The following is a 17,192-nucleotide window of genomic DNA, read 5'->3' as shown; positions in this document are numbered from 1 at the left end:
TATAGCGGCCCCGCCCCGCCCGGGCAAGTCCGGATTTTGCCCGGGATGAAGCAGCCGGGGTCACACAGCGGCGAGGGCGTCGCGAATCAACCCCTCCAGGCGGGCCTGGTCGTAGCGCAGCAGGATCCTGGCCCGGTCCGGGCGGCCGCTCTGGCGCTGCCAGTCGACCACGGTCATGCCGCGGGCATGGCCATGGCCCAGCTCGATCGACAGCGGGCGCTGCGCCTCTTCCAGCACCCCGTCCGGGGCGAGGGCAAAGGCCATGGCGTAGGCGTCGGCCGAATGCCAGTAATCGCCGCGACGGTCGGCCGACCATTCGCGCGTCTTCTTCGAGATGCGCTCGTAGAAGCGTGCACGCTCCGAGTCGGCGGCCAGCCATTGCTCGACCCGCTCGTGATGCAGGCCGTGGGCAATGGTGCCTTCCCAGTCGGCCAGGTCGATATGCGCGAACGCTTCGAAAACGATGTGCGCCGCTTCGGGATCGAAGTAGATGTTGAACTCGGCCGCCGGCGTGATGTTGCCGTGGCCGGTGACCGAGCCGCCCATCACCACGAAACGCGCCACGCGCTCGGGCAGTGTCGGATCGAGCTTGAGCGCGAGTGCGATGTTGGTCAGCGGACCCAATGCGACCAGCAGCAGCTTGCCGGCATGCTCGTGCGACAGGCGCAGGATGGCCAGCGCGGCATGTTCGGCCTGCACCTGCTGGCGCGCCGGCTCATAGCCGACATCGCCGAAACCATCCTGGCCGTGCACGTAGCCCGCATCCGGGGCCGGGTGCAGCAGCGGCCCGGCGCAGCCGGCGAACACCGGCACGTCGACGCCGGCGACCTCGCACAGCTTCAGCGCGTTGGCCACGGTATGGCGCAGGCCGACATTGCCGGCGGCGATGGTCAGGCCAACGACGTCGTGGCGTGGATCGTTGAAGGCCAGCAGCAGGGCCAGCGCGTCGTCGACGCCCGGGTCGGTATCGATCAGCAGGGGGATCTTTTCGCTCATGGACCGATTATGGCCGGGAAGATGACAAGCCTGCACGTCAGACCGCATCAAGCGCCGCACGCAGTGCCCTGACACGATCGGCATCGCTTTGCAGCCACTGCGCATCAAGTCCGGCGATGGCCTTGCCGACAAGCTGCATGCGCGAGGAGCGGATCACTTTCGCCGAAGCATGGAATTCGTCCGCGCCGCTGCGGGTGACCAGTCCGGCGAGGTTGTGTTCGCTGATGCCCGCGCCAGCCATCACCCGGATGCGCCGATCGGCTTGCCGAACCAGCGCGGCGATCGTGTCGGCGCCTTCGGGCGCTGTCGATCGCGCGCCCGACGTGAGCACCCGCTCGCATCCCAGACTTATCACCGCCTCCAGCGCCTGCGCCTGGTCACGCGCGACGTCGAAGGCGCGATGGAAAGTGATGCCCAGCGCGCCAGCCGCCGCGATCAGTTCGCGGCAGACCGCCTCGTCCACGGAGCCATCGTCCGCGAGCGCGCCAATCACGACACCGTCGCAACCCAGGCGCACGCATGACTCGATGTCACGCAACATCACATCGCGTTCGAGCGCGTCATAGAGGAAATCGCCAGCGCGCGGCCGGATCAGCACGTACAGCGGGATGCGCAGGCGTTCGCGGGCCAGCGCGATCGTGCCGTACGACGGCGTGCAGCCGCCATCGCCGAGGTTCTCGCACAGCTCGACGCGATCGGCACCGCCTTCCTGCGCCGCCAGCGCCGAGGCCACGGAGTTGGCGGCGATCTCCAGCGGCCGGCGGCTCATTTCTGTTCCGTCGTGTAGACCGAGGCCGATTCGTGCAGCTGGTCGTGCGGCCCCTTGCCGCCATCGTGCAACGCGTAGACGAAGCCCTTGTGCAGAGCGAACGCACCGACCTCGCCGTCGCGGTTGAGTGCGAGGAAGCACACCTGCAACTGCTTGCTGGCCTCCGGCCGTTTGCGCACGACGCGCTCGATCGCTTCGCGGCAGGCATCGGCCGGCGACCTGCCCTGACGCATCAGTTCGACAACGAGGAAGCTGGCGGCATTGCGCACCATCTCCTCGCCGACGCCCGAGGCGGTGGCCGCGCCAACTTCGTTGTCGACATACAGCCCCGCGCCGACGATCGGACTGTCGCCGACCCGGCCGTGCAGCTTCCACGCCATGCCGCTGGTGGTGCATGCACCGGCCAGGCGTCCCTTGGCGTCAAGCGCAAGGATGCCGAGGGTGTCGTGGTTGCTCTTGTCGCCCGGGCGCTGCTGGCGCTCGGCGTTGATCTGCGGCGTGTACTGCGCGGTCTTGAGCCATTCGCGCCAGGCCTCGCGCGCCTGGTCGGTCAGCAGCGGCGTCTTCTCGAAGCCCTGGGCGACGGCGAACTGCTGCGCGCCGGCACCGACCAGCATCACGTGCGGCGTCTTCTCCATCACCGCGCGCGCCACCGACACCGGGTGGGCAATGTCTTCAAGCGCGGCGACCGCACCACAGCGGCCGTCGCCGTCCATGATGCTGGCATCGAGGGTAAGCACGCCGTCGCGATCGGGATTGCCGCAGCGTCCGACAGTCGGATTGCACAGGTCGGCCTCGGCCCAGCGCGCGCCGGCCTCGACCGCATCGAGGGCGCTGCCGCCCTTTCCGAGCACGCGCCATGCGGCCGCGTTGGCGCCGACGCCGAAATCCCAGGTCGAGACGACGCGGGCACGATTCGTGGTCGCAGCGGCGCCTGCACCGGGCAGCGCCAGCGCGCCGGCAGCGAGCAGGGAGGACTGGAGGAACTGGCGACGATTGGTCATGGCACTCCCGTTCTGCAGGAGCGCGCCCGCCCCCGCCGCGTTGTCAGAGAATTTTTTTCAGAAGCCCGAATGACGCTCGTAGTACCAGGCCGCCGCGCCGACCAGGCCGAGCTGGCCATGGTCGACCAGCCACACCGGCACGCGCGCCAGGACTTCGCCCAGCACGCCCTTGTTGCGGAAGCGCGCGGCGAACTGGCTGTCGAGCAGGAACGGACGGATCTGTGCCGGGATGCCACCGGCCAGGTACACCGCATCCGCGCCGAAGGTGACCGCGAGGTCACCGGCGAGGCTGCCGAGCAGCGCGCAGAACAACTCCAGCGTCTCCACCGCGCGCGCATCGCTGCCCGCCTGGGCGGCGGCGGCAATCGCTTCGGGGTTGTCCAGCACCGGCGCGGCGCCGTCGAGTTCGCACAGCGCCTGGTAGGTGTTGACCAGACCGGGACCCGACAGCACCCGCTCGTTGTCGACATGCGGCCAGCGCTTGAGCAGATGACGAACCAGGTCGAGTTCGCGCGCGGTACCGGCGGCCAGGGCCGCGTGCCCCGCCTCGCTGGCGAGCACGCGCAACGGGGCGCGCTGCTGCGAACCGGGCAGGCACAGGGCGGCGCCGAAGCCGGTACCCGGGCCCAGCACCAGCGCCGGGCCGTTGCCGGAGCGCTCCGGGCCGCAGACGCGCGTCATCGTCGCGGCATCGACGTACGACATGGCGCAGGCCACGGCCTCGAAATCGTTGAGCAGGGCCAGGTGGGTGACACCGGCGGCCTCGCGCGTGCTGCGCACCGACACCGGCCACTGCAGGTTGCTGTTGATCAGCGTGTCGCCTTCGAGGCGGCCGGCGATCGCCACCACGGCGTGGGTGCGCTCGGCGGCGAACTCACCGGCGAATTGGTCGAGGATGGCCGCCAGGCTCGGATACTCGGCGCAGGCGTAGCGGCGGTACTGCAGCACGTCGACCTTGCCGTCGGCGCCCACCCGGACCAGGCCCAGGCGCGCATGCGTGCCACCGACGTCGGCGGCAATGAACGGCTGGGCGCCTTGGCGGGCAGCGGACTCTTTTGCGGGATCGGCAATCACGGAATGCGGAGGGACGACCGGGGGTCGGACTGCTCATGATGCCACTGTGGTGTTAAGACCGACCGGCACACAGGCACCTTCTGACCGCCGGAGGGCCCCAATCCGACAGCTACGTGCCAGTTACGCCCCGGCGAACCGCACCGCCCCGCCGACCCAGCGCGCGACGATGCGCTGCGCCAGCTCCGGCGATTCGCGCAGCAGGCGCTCACCGATGTCCTGTACCTGCGGCAGCAGGTCGGCGTCGCGACCGAGGTCGGCGACACGGAACTGGGCCAGGCCGGTCTGGCGCGTGCCGAGCAGCTCGCCGGGGCCACGAAGCTCCAGGTCCTTCTCGGCGATGACGAAGCCGTCATTGGTCTCGCGCATGGTCTCCAGGCGTTGCCGCGCCATCTGCGACAGCGGCGACTGGTACAGCAGCACGCAACTGGAGGCGGCACTGCCGCGGCCGACGCGGCCGCGCAGCTGGTGCAGCTGGGCCAGGCCCAGGCGCTCGGCATTCTCGATGATCATCAGCGAGGCATTGGGTACGTCGACGCCGACCTCGATGACCGTCGTCGCCACCAGCAGGTCGGTCGCGCCTTCCTTGAAGGCGCGCATCGTCGCCTGCTTCTCGGCCGCCTTCATGCGGCCGTGGACCATGCCCACGCGCAGCTCCGGCAGGCGCTTGGACAGGTCCTCGAAGGTCGATTGCGCGGCCTGGGCGATGACCTCGTCGCTGTCGTCGATCAGGGTGCAGACCCAGTACGCCTGGCGGCCCTCGGCGCAGGCGCGGCGGATCCGCTCAACCAGTTCCGGTCGCCGCTCGGCGCTGAGCGCCACGGTCTGCACCGGCGTGCGTCCCGGCGGCAGCTCGTCGATCGCCGACACGTCGAGGTCGGCATAGGCGGCCATCGCCAGCGTGCGCGGAATGGGCGTGGCGGTCATGACCAGCTGGTGCGGGACGATCGCGTCGCCATTGCCGTTGCCACCGACGCCCTTGTCGCGCAGCGCCAGGCGCTGGTGCACGCCGAAGCGGTGCTGCTCGTCGACGATGGCCAGGCCGAGGTCGCGGAACGCCACGCCCTCCTGCATCAGCGCATGCGTGCCCACGACCATCTGCGCCTCGCCTGAGGCGACTTCCTCCAGCACCTTGGCGCGGGCACGGCCGGTGACCTTGCCGGCCAGCCAGGCCACGCGCACGCCCAATGGCTCGAGCCAGCCACGCAGGTTGCCCAGGTGCTGCTCGGCCAGCAGCTCGGTCGGCGCCATCAACGCCGCCTGCTTGCCGGCCTCGACCGCCTGCATCGCCGCCAGCGCCGCGACCACGGTCTTGCCGCTGCCGACGTCACCCTGCACCAGGCGCAGCATCGGATGCGGTTTTGCGAGGTCGGCGCGGATCTCGTCGAACACGCGCTGCTGCGCACCGGTCAGCGCGAACGGCAGCGCCTTGCGCAGGCGCCCGGCCAGCGCAGTCTTGCGCAGCACCGGCGCGGCGTGGGCCTGCTGGGCGATGCGCTGGCGGCGCAGGCTGAGGTGGTGCGCCAGCAGTTCCTCGAGCGCGAGCCGGCGCTGCGCCGGATGGCGGCCGGCAATGAGCGCGGCGACGTCCGCGTCCTGCGGCGGCCGATGCACGGTCAGCAGCGCCTCGCGCAGCGAAGGCAGCTTGAATCCGTCGCGCAGCTCGCGCGGCAGCAGTTCCAGCGACTCCTCGTCGGGCAGGCGATCCAGGGCCAGGCCAATCAGGCGGCGCAGCGACACCGGGCCAATGCCTTCGATCGCCGGATAGACCGGATCGAGGCTGCTGCCCAGTTCGGCGTCGGCTTCCTCGTCGAGCATGCGGTAGCTGGGATGGACGATCTCAAGTCCGTTCTGGCCCGGTCGCGGCGTGCCATAGCAGCGCACGCGCGCGCCCGGCTGGAACTGCGCGACCTGGGCCGCGCGGAAATGGAAGAAGCGCAGCACCAGCGTCGCGCGCGAGTCATCGCCAATGGCCACGCGCAGCGTCGGCCGGTAACGGAAGCCACGCTCAACCGCCTCGACCCGCCCTTCCACCTGCGCCGCCACGCCGGGCTGCAGCAGGAGGATCGGGGTGAGTGCGGTGCGGTCTTCGTACTGCCGGGGCAGCTGCAGCCACAGGTCCTGCAGCGTGGTCAGGCCACGCGCGGCCAGCTTTTCGGCCACGCGCGGGCCAACGCCGCGCAGGCTGCTGATCGGTTGCTGGTGATGGAGAGCGACGGCAATCCCGCCCTTGCGTGTCGGCATCCGCCAAGGATGCCCGGATCGCCGCAAAACCTGAACCCCGGCACGATGTGCCGGGGTCGGTGGAGGCCCTGCCTCCCGGTCAGAACTTCGCGCTGACTTCCAGGCCGTACTGGCGCGGCTGGGTCATGCGCGCGCCAACGGTGCCGAGCACGGTCATGCCGTAGGTGCCCAGCGAGTTGACGTACTGGTTGTCGAACACGTTGTTGCCGTACAGCGCCCAACCCCAGTGGCCGTTGGCCGAGGTCCAGCCCAGGCGCACGTCGGTGAGGTTCTGCGCCTCGCCGATGTCGATCGCGCCGGCACCGGTGCCGCAGCCGAGCAAGCTGGCGGACTCGTCGTTGCTGCGGCATTCGCCGACATAGGAGTGGCGCAGCGACGCGCGCATGTCACCGGCATCGCCCAGGTGCCACACGTAGTTGGCACCGGCGGCGAACGACCACTTCGGCGCGCCGCTGGGTTCGCCCGCCAGGTCGACACCCTGCGGATTGATGTACGACTTGTAGGTCGAATCCAGGTACTCGGCGTTGAAGTCGAAGCCGAGTCCGTCGGTGGCCTGCCAGCGCACGTCGAAGTCGACGCCGTAGGCTTCCTGGTCGGAGGTGTTGACCACGAAGCGCGGAATCGCCGTGGTCATGTCCAGTGTGACGGCCTGGCGGTTGTCGTAGACGTAGTAGAACGCCGAGACGTTGTAGGCCAGGCGCTGGTCCGGGAACGACTGCTTGATGCCGGTCTCGAAGTTCCAGACGTCTTCGTTCTCGAACTCGCTGCCGATCTGCAGTGCGTTGAAACCGCCGGCCTTGTAACCCTTGGCCAGCGAGGCGAAGCCCATCAGGTTCTCGGCGAAGTGGTAGTCGGCGACGAAGCGCGGACTCCAGTCGTCCCACGACTTCTTGGCGCGGTTGAGCACGCCCTTGTTGATCATCGCCGGCGGATCGATGAAGGCGACGTCGAAGATGAACATCTCCTTCGGCAGGCCGATCGCATCGAAGAAACCGATCGCATCGAGCAGGTTGAGCTGGGAGTCCAGCTGCGGCGCGCTGCGGTGGTCGTTGAACCAGGTGAAGTCCTTCTCGTCGCGCGTGTAACGCAGGCCGGCGGTCAGGTTGAGCTTGTCGTTGACGTGCCAGGTGGCGTCGCCGAACGCGGCGTACGCCTTGGTGTCGAGCGTGTTGACGAACTTCTCGTTCCACGGCAGGCCGGTCAGGTCGACCGGAATGCCGAACATGTTGGCGACCTGGGTGATCGGACCGAACAGGCCACCCGGGGCGAGGCCCATGTTGTTGGCGATGGTGTCGATCGAGTCGGTCAGCGCGTTGACCTCGCTGGTCTGGTCGGCCTCTTCCTGGAAGTAGCTGACGCCGGCCGACCAGTCCACGCGGTCGGTGCTGCCGGTGAACTTGAACTCCTGGTAGAAGTTCTCGTTGCTCTCGGTGTTGGTCGAATCGACGTAGAGGTAGCTGAGGTTGGTGCCGTCTTCCTCGACGCGGTTGAGCGAGTCGTACTGGTGCCAGGCCGAAGTCGAGGTCAGGCTGCCCCAGCCGAAGTTGTGGTCGACGATCAACGTCACGCCATCGAACTCGCGCGTCTCGGCGTTGCCCTGCGCATCGGTCGCGGTCGCAATCTTCAGCGGATCGAGGAACTGCGACGGGTCGGCCGGTGCGGTCGGCAGCATCGGCAATGCCGGGATCGGCACCACGCCGGTGGTGGCCTGGCCGAGTTGGTCGAGGCTCTCATGGTCCCAGGTGATCCAGGCACGGGTGCTGTCGCCGAACTTGGTCTGGAACGAAGCACGCGTGGCCCAGTTGTTCTCCGGCGCAAGGTCCTCGCCGGTGACCGAATCCTGGATCCAGCCGTCGCTGTGGTTGAAGATGCCGTTGAAGCGGAACGCAGAGTCCTCGCTCACGGCGATGTTCGCCATGCCCTCGAAGTACTGCTTGTTGTCGTTGCCCAGGCGCAGCTTGGCGCGCGCGCCGTTCTGGTCTTCGGGGCGGGTGGTGATGATCGCGATCGCGCCGGCCGCGGTATTGCGGCCGAACAGCGTGCCCTGCGGGCCCTTGAGCACTTCGATGCGCTGCAGGTCGGTGAACGGCAGCAGCACGCCGCCGCCGCGACCGGCGTAGACGCCGTCGACATACACGCCGACAGCCGGATCTGTACCGATGCCGAAGTCGTCGGTGGCGATGCCGCGCAGCTGGAAGCTCGGCTGGGTCGGCTGCAGGCTGTTGATCTGCAGGCCGGGGACGAAGCTGTCGATGTCACCGAGGTCCTCGGCAGCGACGTCCTCGAGCAGCTGCTCGGTGACGACCTGCAGCGCGATCGGCACGTCCTGCAGTTCCTGCTCGCGGCTCTGCGCGGTAACGGTGATGGTGTCCAGCTGCGTGGCGCTGACCGGCGCCGGTGCGTCGGCGGTCTGCGCCATGGCCAGCGGCATCGCCGCGGTGAATGCCAGACCTGACAGTGCGCGGCCCAGACTGATTGCGAGCCTGCTCTTGCGTGGCGACATCGGAACTCCCCTCCCAATGACTTTCTTGTTGTTTTGGCACCGGCGGCCCATGTTCGACCGGACCGCTCGGCAAGTGGTTACTTCACAACGATTGCATCATCGCGACTGCATCGCGACGTTCTGCTCCGTATCGGCGCAACTGCCCAACCATGCGCCGATCCAGTCACGCATCAGGGCAACGCCTTCCTCGTGCACGGTTCCCCGACCGAGCTCGGGCATCATCGCACCCGGATCGAGGCTGTCCATGCGATAGACGAGGATCGAATCGTCCGGTCGGCCCGGGACGATGTCGAACATGTGGTCGCCCGTGCCCTGCCCGGCCGCAACCGGCGGCTTGCACAGCCCCAGGCGACGCGAATCGGTGGTGCCCGCGTCGAGCCAGAGACCGGACGTGTCGGCCGGACCCTTGGGGTTATGGCAGTGGCCGCAATTGACGTCGAGGTAGGCACGCGCACGGTCGCCGAGCGCGGCGGAGGTGTCGTCGAAGCGCGCATTGCGCGGCACGCCCGACATCGGCAGGCCCTGCAGGCGACCGAGCGACACCATGCGCGCGAGCTGGTTGCTGCCCGGGTGCCAGGGATCGTCGCGATTGAGATGGCGCGCCTTCGGGCCGATCGGATGCAGCTCGCGCGTGGTGTTGTTGGTGGAATGGCAGCCGGCGCACTGGTTCTCGTCCGGCACCATGTAGCTGAAGTCCTGCTTGCCGCTGCCGTCCGGCTTTTGCAGCGTCATCGCAATGGAGTCGCCGGCACGGGCCAGCACCGCCTCGGTCTGCTGCGCGTTCCACACGTAGGCCATCGCCACCCAGCCCTTCTCGCGGCGCACCAGCAGGCGCGTCTCGATCAGGCGGACCTTGGACAGGTCCAGGCCATCGCGGCTTTCCGCCGGCGTCTCGGCCACGCGCAGCACCGAGTCGCCCCCACCATTGATATTTTCTGCACGCGGGTAATAGAAAGTCTTGCTGATGATCGTACCGACCGGGAAGTCGAAGGCTTCGTAATCCTGGTACGTGGCCTTGGTTCCCGGTGGCAGCCACAGCGTGCGCAGCTTATGTGCGTAATCGCTGAACAACGCGCTGTTGAGGGCGTACGGTTCGACGCCCTCGTTCATGCGCAGGTGGCCGTCGGCGACCGACAGCACGTGCCAGTCGCTGAGGTTTTCCGGGTGGCCGGTCGCATGGAACTGCACCGGCTCGTGGCTGCGCTTGCATCCCACCAGCGACATCGCGGCCAGCATCACGGCCGCGCCGATCACGAACAGTTGCTTCATGCCGTCGGAGCCGCCTTCGTCGCAGCGGCACCGCCGTCGGCCGGAATCGTTACCACCGGCAACGGCGGCAGCTTGCAGCGCACCGCGGCGGTGACCAGGCTCGGGTTCTTGTACTTGTTCGGGCCGTCGGCGTTGAGCGTTTCCGCGGCGCCATTGTCGATGCAGACCTGCGCGCCGCCGGGGCGCGCGGTGTTGACGTATCCGTCCCACAGCACGTCAGGCAGGCGGCCGCTGAGGCCGAACATCGCCACGCGCAGCGCCTTCAGGTCGAGACCGTCGGGCTTGTCGCCGCCGCCCTTGAAGCGGTTGCCATGGATGGCGATCTCTTCCGGATACGGATCGAAGGCCTTGGCCACGCCCTTCTCGGTCATGTAGCCGGTGGAGAAGTAGCTGGAGATGATCACGTTCGCCGTCTGGTTGTCGGCGATGTCGTTGTCGAAGATCTCGACCTTGTCGTTGGAGTTGATCACCACGCCCGAGCCGGCCGGCACGCTGGCCACGGCCGCGCCCTTGGCGGCGAAGTTGCCGGTGTTGTTGGCGATCACCTTGTTGCGGTAGACGCGGGTGGTGTGGCCCGGCTGCGGCAGGTTGGGCATGTTGAACACGAGAATGCCGCCGGTGTTGTCGGTGGCGGTGTTCTCGTAGACGTCGGCGCCGATCGTGTTCTCGATCTCGATGCCGGCAACGTTGCGCTCGGCGCGGTTGCGCCGCACCACGACATTCTTCGACTGGCCCACGTAGATGCCGGCGTCGGAGGCGCCGATCGCGACCGAGTCCTCGATCAGCACGTTGGTCGTCTGCACCGGGTAGATGCCGTAGGCGCCATTGCTGGTCTTGGGACCGCCGGTCCATTCCACGCGCACGCCGCGGATGGTGATGTTCTCGCCTTCGTTGATCTTCAGGCCATCGCCCTTGCTGTCCTCGATGGCGAGGTTTTCCAGGGTGAAGTTGCCCGCGTTGACCAGCAGGCCTTCGGCACCGGCCTTCTGGCCCTTGAAGCTGAGGATGGTCTTGTCCATGCCGGCGCCGCGAATGGTCACGCCGTCCACGCGCAGGCTCAGGCTGCGGTCGAAGGAGAAGCGGCCGGCCGGTATCTCGATCACGTCGCCGGCCTTGGCATCGAGCAGGCGGCCGATCAGCACCTTCTGGTAGTTGGCGTCGGCGACCGGGGCCGCGGCCTCCTGCTTCTGGCAGCCAGCCAGGCTGGCCACGCCAACCGCGATCGCGATGCCGAGAGTGATGCGCTTCATAAGGTTTGCGTCCGTCCCCGTTCCAGACAATCCCGGTCGCCCCGGTGGCCTTCCCGGCCCGCATGGCGCAGGGGGAAGAAGTAAAACGCAGTCTGTGACCTTCGGAGGACGCCGGTGGAGGGCAAACCCGGCATACTCAGGGGGGCAAACCGGACAAGCTACGCAAGCGTATGCAACCAATCGACCACGACGACCCGCGCCAGAGCGTGGCCAACATCAAGAGCGGCATCGTTGCCGGCCTCGTCGCCATGGCCGCTGAATCCGGCATCGGCTGCGAGGCCTGGTTCGCCGGCCTGCGCCTGGGCCCGGCCGAGTTCGACGGCGAAACCCCGGTTTATCTGTCCTATCGCCAGACCTGTCAGATCATCCGTCGCGCGGTGCGCAACCTGCCCATCCGCGGGCCGGGCCTGGTCCTGGGCGAGCGCCAGAACATCGGCCATTTCGGCCTGCTGGGCCTGGCCATGCTGACTGCGCCACGCTTCGCCGAAGCGTTGCAGCTCGGCGTCCATTACGCGCCGATCACCGGCGCGATGATGGAACTGGAGCTCGACGTCGACGGCGGCGAAGGCCTTGGCATGGTCGCCAGCATGCGCACTCCGGACCCGGAGCTGGAGCCGTTCCTGTGCGAGGAGTTGTTCGCCAGCTGCCTGATGCTGTGCCGCGGCCTGCTCGGCGCGGACTTCCGGCCGACAGTGCTTGAGCTGGCCTACCCGGCCCCGGACTACGCCGTTGACTATGCGCGCGTGTTCGACTGCGAAGTGCGTTTCGATTGCCCGCGCAATCGCGTGGTCATCGATGCGCGATGGCTGGGGACGGCCATGCCGGCCGGCAACCCCGCCAGTGCCCAGCGCGTGTTGGCGCTATGCGACGAACAGATGCCGGCAGGACAGCCACGCAGCGAGATCGTGGCCGTGGTGGAGCGCCTGCTGTTGCAGCGTTTGGCCGACAACCCGCGCCTGGTCGACATCGCCGCGGCGTTGCATCTGACCGAGCGCACGCTGCGCCGCCAGCTGCAGGCGGCGCAGACCAGCTTCAGCGAATTGCATGACCGGGTGCGCAGCGAATCGGCGCGGGCCATGTTGAGCGATCAGAAGCTGAGCATCGCCAACGTCGGCGCGGCGGTCGGCTTCAAGGACGCGCGCGAATTCCGTCGCGCGTTCAAGCGCTGGACGGGCGTGGCGCCGCGCGAGATGCGCGCGCAGGGCTGAGCCATCCCACCGTCATCCCCGCACTGCGGGAATGACGGTGTTTTCCCGATCAATCCAGAAACATCACCGCATCGACTTCGAAGCCGGCGCCGCGCGGCAGGCCCGACACTTCGATCGTCGAACGCGCCGGATACGGCGCCTTGAAGAACTCGCTCATCACCGCGTTGACCGCGGCGAAGTTGCCAAGGTCGGTCAGGTACAGGCCAAGACGAACGACATCGGACAGCGAACCGCCGGCGGCTTCGCACACGGCCTTGAGGTTCTCGAACGCGCGACGTGCCTGGGTGCTGATGTCGCCTTCGACCAGCAGGCCGGTGCCCGGATCAAGCGGGATCTGCCCGGACAGGTAGACGGTATCGCCGGCGCGCACGGCCTGCGAGTACGGGCCAATGGCGGCCGGGGCCTTGTCGGTGTGGATGATCTGGCGGGACATGGAGTGGCTCTCGGGAAGTCAGAGGCCAATGCTAGCAACAACAGGCCGCTACATCCGCTGCACGCCCAGCACCACGCCCAGCCGCCGCACGCGTCGCATGACGTCGGCCAGGTGGCGACGACCGCTGACTTCGATGGCAAAGCGCATCACCGCCACGTTCGCATCGCGGTCGAGGTATTCGACGCGGTCGATGTTCGATTCGGCTTCGGCGATGGCCGCCGCGACCTGCGCCAGCGAGCCGGGCCGGTTGTCGACCTCGATGCGCAGCGCCGCGGCAAAATCGCCGCTGACCTGGCGGTCCCAGCCGATCGGCACCCAGCGATCGGGCGACTTGCGGTAGTCGGCCACGTTCGGGCAGTCGAGCCGGTGCACCACGATGCCCTTGCCGGCGGTGTGGTACCCCATGATCTCGTCGCCGGGAATCGGCAGGCAGCAGTTGGCGAAGCTGATCACGCCACGCTCGGCGCCGGTGATCAGGATCTTGTCCTGCGACAGCGGCTGCAACGGCAGGTCCTTCGATCGCAGCGCCTTGCCCGGCGTCTCGCGCGCCAGCGCCTGCGCAACCTGCTGCGGCATGCGGTTGCCCAGGGCGATGTCGGCCAGCAGCGCTTCCAGGCGCGGGTAGCGGAACTCGCCCAGGTAGGCTTCCATGCGCACGGCCGGAACGCGGTCGAGCGAGATGCCCAGTGCCTCCAGCGCGCGGTCGAGCATGCGATGGCCCAGCTGTACCGCGTCCTCGTGCTCCAGCTGTTTGAGCTGCTGGCGGATCGAAGTGCGCGCCTTGCCCGAGACGACGAACTCGAGCCACTGCGGCTTCGGCGAGGACGACTTGGCGGTGATGATCTCCACGCGCTGGCCGCTGGCCAGGCGCGTGCGCAGCGGCACCAGCTTGCCGTCCACGCGCGCGGCCACGGCGCGGTTGCCGACATCGGTGTGCACCGCGTAGGCGAAGTCGAGCGCGGTCGAGTTGCGCGGCAGCGACATGATGTCGCCCTTGGGCGTGAACAGGTAAACCTCGTCCGGGAACAGGTCGACCTTGACGTTCTCGAGGAACTCCAGCGACGAACCGGTCGAGCGCTGCGACTCGACCAGGTTGGCGATCCAGCTGTGGGCGCGGCTCTGCGCGCTGCTGGGGCCGTCGCCGCCGTGCTTGTAGGACCAGTGCGCGGCGATGCCTCGCTCGGCGATCAGGTCCATCTCCTCGGTGCGGATCTGCACTTCGATCGGTGAGCCATACGGGCCGAACAGTACCGTGTGCAGCGACTGATAGCCGTTGGCCTTCGGAATCGCGATGAAGTCGCGGAAGCGCGAGTCCAGTGGCTTGTACGCCGCATGAACCACGCCCAGCGCGTGATAGCAGTCCGGCACCGTGCGCACGACGACGCGGAAGCCGAACACGTCCATCACCTGGGCGAAGGTTTTGTGCTCCGAGCGCATCTTGGTGTAGATGCTCCACGGCGATTTGACGCGACTGACCAGTCGGTGCGGGACGCGCTCCTTGGCCAGTCGCTGCGCCAGCTGCGCCTCGATCTGCACCAGCGATTCGCGGCGCACGACCGGCTGCGTACGCAGGCGTTTTTCGATGACCGCGTGCCGCCACGGATGCAGCGCACGGAAGCCCAGGTCCTGCAGCTCGGCCTTGATCAGGTTCATGCCCAGGCGCTGGGCGATCGGCGCGTAGATCTCCAGCGTCTCGCGGGCGATGCGGTGACGCGCCTCCATGCTCTGCGCGCCAAGCGTGCGCATGTTGTGCAGGCGGTCGGCGAGCTTGATCAGGATCACGCGCAGGTCGCGCGACATCGCCAGCAGCATCTTGCGGAAGCTTTCCGCGGTCGCCTCCTGGCGGTCGCGGAACTGCAGCTTGTCGAGCTTGGTGACGCCGTCGACCAGTTCGGCCACGGTTTCGCCGAACTCGCTGGCCAGGCCGTCGCGGGTCAGCGGTGTGTCTTCGATGGTGTCGTGCAGGATCGCCGCGATCAGGGTTTCGACGTCCAGACCCTGGTCGGCCAGGACCTTGGCCACCGCCACCGGATGGGTGATGTACGGCTCGCCGGATTTGCGGGTCTGCCCGGCGTGCGCGGCGGCGCCGATCGCCCAGGCCCGGCGCAGGCTGTGGCGCTGCGGCTCGGGCAGGTACTCGGCTGCGTTTTCCAGTTCGCGCACATAGTCCGGCACATCCGCGTCATCGAGGACGATGGCGGGATGCGTGCTGATCGCGGACTCTGCGGGGCTCATGGAGAGAATCTACGCGTGCGGCGGCGCGGTGTGCAATCAGCGGCCCCTCAGGCGTTTCATTGTTTCCGGACAGGTTCCCCGGATATGGCGGCGAATGTCCGCGATCCAAAGTGCCATGCGTCCGGAAACGGGTCGGGGAGCACATATGCAAACGGCCCCGCCAAGGCGGGGCCGTGCATTTCGCGGTACTGGTGAAACTGGCCCGCAAACGTGTCTCAGGGGTGGATCAGTCGTCGCCCTTGGACAGGTCGTCGTCGGCAACCACTTCAGCGGCGGCCCATTCCAGCGCCTCGCGCTCCTTGCGCTCGCGCTCGGCCTTCTCGACGGCATCGATGTAATCGGTGTCGATGCGGCGCGCGGCGATTTCGCGCAGGGCCAGCACGGTCGGCTTGTCGTTGGCTTCGCTGTTGTCCAGCTGCGGATCAACGCCATTGGCCAGCTGGCGGGCGCGCTTGGCGGCCATCATGACGAGTTCGAAGCGGTTATCGACCACTTCCAGGCAATCTTCAACGGTGATGCGGGCCATGGGACTCCTGGCGGCCGGCGGGCCGTCCATACAGGCTTGTAAGGGACCGCAGAGTGTAGTCGCGCCGCGGGGGCGAAGCAAGCGGATCGTTGAAAATCAAACAGTTAGCTGATACTCGAGTCGCCAGGAGCCCGCCTTTTGCCCTCCCCCGGCGCCCTGGGCGCCCGGGAGGGGCGGACTCACTCGTCCGCCAGCAGCGCCGTGATCAGGCGCGAGTGGCGCGCCACCTGCTGGTCGCGGCGGACCCGGCTGGCGATGAAGATCGCGCACATCTCGTCGACCGCGGTGTCGAAGTGCTCGTTGACGATGACGAAGTCGAACTCGCCGTAGTGCGACATCTCTTCGCGCGCCGCCGCCAGGCGCTGCGCGATCACTTCCTCGCTGTCCTGGCCGCGGCTGCGCATGCGCTCGTCCAGCGCCTTGCGCGACGGCGGCAGGATGAACACGCTGACCGCATCGGGCACCTTGGAGCGGACCTGGCGCGCACCCTGCCAGTCGATCTCCAGCAGCACGTCCTTGCCGGCTGCCAGCTGCGGTTCGACCGACTGCCGGGCCGAGCCCTTCCAGTCGCCATGCACCAGCGCCGACTCGAAGAAGTCGCCGGCCGCGACCATGCCTTCGAACGCTTCCTTGCTGACGAAGTGGTAGTGCTCGGCATGGCGCTCGCCCGGTCGCGGCTGGCGCGAGGTGAACGAGATCGACAGGCAGATGTTCGGGTCGCGCGCCAGCACCGCATTGACGATGCTGGACTTTCCGGCACCCGACGGTGCCGCGACGATGAAGAGGGTTCCGCGCATCAGTGGGCTCGTGTCATTCGATGTTCTGGATCTGCTCGCGGACCTGGTCGATCAGCACCTTGAGCTCCACGGCCGCGGCCGAACTGCGCGCGTCGACCGACTTGGAACCCAGGGTGTTGGCCTCGCGATTGAACTCCTGCAGCAGGAAATCCAGGCGCCGGCCGACCGCTTCCTTGAGCTTGAGCACGCGGCGCGCTTCGCTGACATGCGAATCGAGCCGGTCGAGCTCCTCATCGACATCGAGCTTCTGCAGCCACATCACCAGCTCCTGTTCGAGGCGGCCGGAGTCGAGCGGCTGGGCAAGATCGGCCATGCGCGCTTCGAGCTTGTTGCGCTGGCCGGTGCGGATGATCGGCATCAGCGTGCGCACTTCCGCCGCGATCGCGGCGATGCCGTCGACGCGTTCGATGATCACTGCCGAGAGCTTGGAACCCTCGCGCTCGCGTGCACGGATGAACTCGTCGAGCACCTGCTCGAGCAGTTCCAGCGCCTGCGCCTGCAGCGCCGCCGGGTCGGCGGACTGCGTCTGCAGCACGCCGGGGAACTGCAGCAGCTGCGTCAGATCGGTCTGCAGGCGCGGGAAACGAGCCTCCAGGTCCAGCGCCAGCTCGCTCAGTTCGCGCAGCCGGCCGGGATTGAGCTGCAACGCGCCGTCGCCATCGGCGGTGCGCAGGCGCAGCGCCAGGTCGATCTTGCCGCGGGCGACGCGGGAAGCGACGCGCTCGCGCAGCGCCGGCTCCAGCGCGCGCAGTTCGTCGGGCAGGCGCACGCCCAGCTCGAGGAAGCGGTGGTTGACCGAGCGCAGCTCGCAGCCGAGCGTGCCCCACGGGGTGACGCGTTCGCCGCTGGCGAAGGCGGTCATGCTGCGGATCATCATCGAATCCAAG

The 17,192-nt window shown here is 68.0% G+C and carries 14 protein-coding genes; 1 reads left to right on the top strand and 13 read right to left on the bottom strand.

Features of this window, described 5'->3' with window-relative positions:
• Positions 1-60: 60 nt before the first annotated feature.
• From HIV01_RS17205 to HIV01_RS17170, 8 genes are all read right to left on the bottom strand, one after another.
• Positions 61-996 carry a nucleoside hydrolase gene (locus HIV01_RS17205; protein ID WP_200604108.1) on the bottom strand — a complete coding sequence of 312 codons (936 nt, stop codon included), beginning with the start codon at positions 994-996 and terminating at the stop codon, positions 61-63.
• 37 nt (positions 997-1,033) lie between these two features.
• A complete protein-coding gene (locus HIV01_RS17200; RefSeq protein WP_200604107.1) occupies positions 1,034-1,765 on the bottom strand; it encodes a copper homeostasis protein CutC in 732 nt (243 codons plus the stop codon).
• On the bottom strand, positions 1,762-2,769 hold the full coding sequence (locus tag HIV01_RS17195) for a glycosylasparaginase (RefSeq protein WP_200604106.1): 1,008 nt from the start codon (positions 2,767-2,769) through the stop codon (positions 1,762-1,764). The genes HIV01_RS17200 and HIV01_RS17195 overlap by 4 nt, the downstream gene beginning before the upstream one ends.
• A 57-nt stretch (positions 2,770-2,826) precedes the next feature.
• Positions 2,827-3,843, bottom strand: coding sequence for a glucokinase (locus HIV01_RS17190; RefSeq protein WP_200604105.1), 1,017 nt, complete (start codon positions 3,841-3,843; stop codon positions 2,827-2,829).
• A 120-nt stretch (positions 3,844-3,963) separates the two neighbouring features.
• Positions 3,964-6,084: an ATP-dependent DNA helicase RecG gene (gene recG, locus HIV01_RS17185; protein WP_200604104.1), complete on the bottom strand. Its 2,121-nt coding sequence runs from the start codon at positions 6,082-6,084 to the stop codon at positions 3,964-3,966.
• 79 nt (positions 6,085-6,163) lie between these two features.
• Positions 6,164-8,587, bottom strand: a complete 2,424-nt coding sequence (locus HIV01_RS17180) for a TonB-dependent receptor (RefSeq protein WP_200604103.1) — start codon at positions 8,585-8,587, stop codon at positions 6,164-6,166.
• 96 nt (positions 8,588-8,683) lie between these two features.
• Positions 8,684-9,856 (bottom strand): SO2930 family diheme c-type cytochrome, encoded by a 1,173-nt coding sequence (locus HIV01_RS17175; RefSeq protein WP_200604102.1) that lies wholly within the window; start codon positions 9,854-9,856, stop codon positions 8,684-8,686.
• On the bottom strand, positions 9,853-11,106 hold the full coding sequence (locus tag HIV01_RS17170; protein ID WP_200604101.1) for a parallel beta-helix domain-containing protein: 1,254 nt from the start codon (positions 11,104-11,106) through the stop codon (positions 9,853-9,855). The genes HIV01_RS17175 and HIV01_RS17170 overlap by 4 nt, the downstream gene beginning before the upstream one ends.
• Before the next feature lie 170 nt (positions 11,107-11,276).
• Between HIV01_RS17170 and HIV01_RS17165 the strand changes: the two genes are divergently transcribed.
• Entirely contained in the window at positions 11,277-12,314 is a 1,038-nt protein-coding gene (locus HIV01_RS17165; RefSeq protein ID WP_200604100.1) for an AraC family transcriptional regulator, read from the top strand.
• 49 nt (positions 12,315-12,363) lie between these two features.
• Here HIV01_RS17165 and HIV01_RS17160 read toward each other — a convergent pair whose 3' ends face one another.
• The 5 genes from HIV01_RS17160 to HIV01_RS17140 form a co-directional block, all read right to left on the bottom strand.
• Positions 12,364-12,747, bottom strand: coding sequence for a RidA family protein (locus tag HIV01_RS17160; protein WP_200604099.1), 384 nt, complete (start codon positions 12,745-12,747; stop codon positions 12,364-12,366).
• Positions 12,748-12,795: 48 nt separating this feature from the next.
• Positions 12,796-14,982: a RelA/SpoT family protein gene (locus HIV01_RS17155; RefSeq protein WP_200604098.1), complete on the bottom strand. Its 2,187-nt coding sequence runs from the start codon at positions 14,980-14,982 to the stop codon at positions 12,796-12,798.
• Positions 14,983-15,208: 226 nt separating this feature from the next.
• Positions 15,209-15,508, bottom strand: a complete 300-nt coding sequence (gene rpoZ / locus HIV01_RS17150; RefSeq protein WP_158734183.1) for a DNA-directed RNA polymerase subunit omega — start codon at positions 15,506-15,508, stop codon at positions 15,209-15,211.
• 179 nt (positions 15,509-15,687) lie between these two features.
• Positions 15,688-16,305 carry a guanylate kinase gene (gene gmk / locus HIV01_RS17145; protein WP_200604097.1) on the bottom strand — a complete coding sequence of 206 codons (618 nt, stop codon included), beginning with the start codon at positions 16,303-16,305 and terminating at the stop codon, positions 15,688-15,690.
• Positions 16,306-16,318: 13 nt separating this feature from the next.
• Positions 16,319-17,179 (bottom strand): YicC/YloC family endoribonuclease, encoded by an 861-nt coding sequence (locus tag HIV01_RS17140; RefSeq protein WP_200604096.1) that lies wholly within the window; start codon positions 17,177-17,179, stop codon positions 16,319-16,321.
• Positions 17,180-17,192: the final 13 nt, after the last annotated feature.

It is taken from the genome of Lysobacter arenosi (genome assembly GCF_016613475.2).
GTDB lineage: Bacteria > Pseudomonadota > Gammaproteobacteria > Xanthomonadales > Xanthomonadaceae > Lysobacter_J > Lysobacter_J arenosi.
This window is presented reverse-complemented; position numbering and strand designations above follow the sequence as displayed.

Bases quoted from the DNA above. Each gene is read 5' to 3' on its own strand.
- HIV01_RS17205 (WP_200604108.1), bottom strand. From the start codon at position 996: ATGAGCGAAAAGATCCCCCTGCTGATCGATACCGACCCGGGCGTCGAC.
- HIV01_RS17200 (WP_200604107.1), bottom strand. From the start codon at position 1,765: ATGAGCCGCCGGCCGCTGGAGATCGCCGCCAACTCCGTGGCCTCGGCG.
- HIV01_RS17195 (WP_200604106.1), bottom strand. From the start codon at position 2,769: ATGACCAATCGTCGCCAGTTCCTCCAGTCCTCCCTGCTCGCTGCCGGC.
- recG (WP_200604104.1), bottom strand. From the start codon at position 6,084: ATGCCGACACGCAAGGGCGGGATTGCCGTCGCTCTCCATCACCAGCAA.
- HIV01_RS17180 (WP_200604103.1), bottom strand. From the start codon at position 8,587: ATGTCGCCACGCAAGAGCAGGCTCGCAATCAGTCTGGGCCGCGCACTG.
- HIV01_RS17175 (WP_200604102.1), bottom strand. From the start codon at position 9,856: ATGAAGCAACTGTTCGTGATCGGCGCGGCCGTGATGCTGGCCGCGATG.
- HIV01_RS17170 (WP_200604101.1), bottom strand. From the start codon at position 11,106: ATGAAGCGCATCACTCTCGGCATCGCGATCGCGGTTGGCGTGGCCAGC.
- HIV01_RS17165 (WP_200604100.1), top strand. From the start codon at position 11,277: ATGCAACCAATCGACCACGACGACCCGCGCCAGAGCGTGGCCAACATC.
- HIV01_RS17160 (WP_200604099.1), bottom strand. From the start codon at position 12,747: ATGTCCCGCCAGATCATCCACACCGACAAGGCCCCGGCCGCCATTGGC.
- HIV01_RS17155 (WP_200604098.1), bottom strand. From the start codon at position 14,982: ATGAGCCCCGCAGAGTCCGCGATCAGCACGCATCCCGCCATCGTCCTC.
- rpoZ (WP_158734183.1), bottom strand. From the start codon at position 15,508: ATGGCCCGCATCACCGTTGAAGATTGCCTGGAAGTGGTCGATAACCGC.
- gmk (WP_200604097.1), bottom strand. From the start codon at position 16,305: ATGCGCGGAACCCTCTTCATCGTCGCGGCACCGTCGGGTGCCGGAAAG.
- HIV01_RS17140 (WP_200604096.1), bottom strand. From the start codon at position 17,179: ATGATCCGCAGCATGACCGCCTTCGCCAGCGGCGAACGCGTCACCCCG.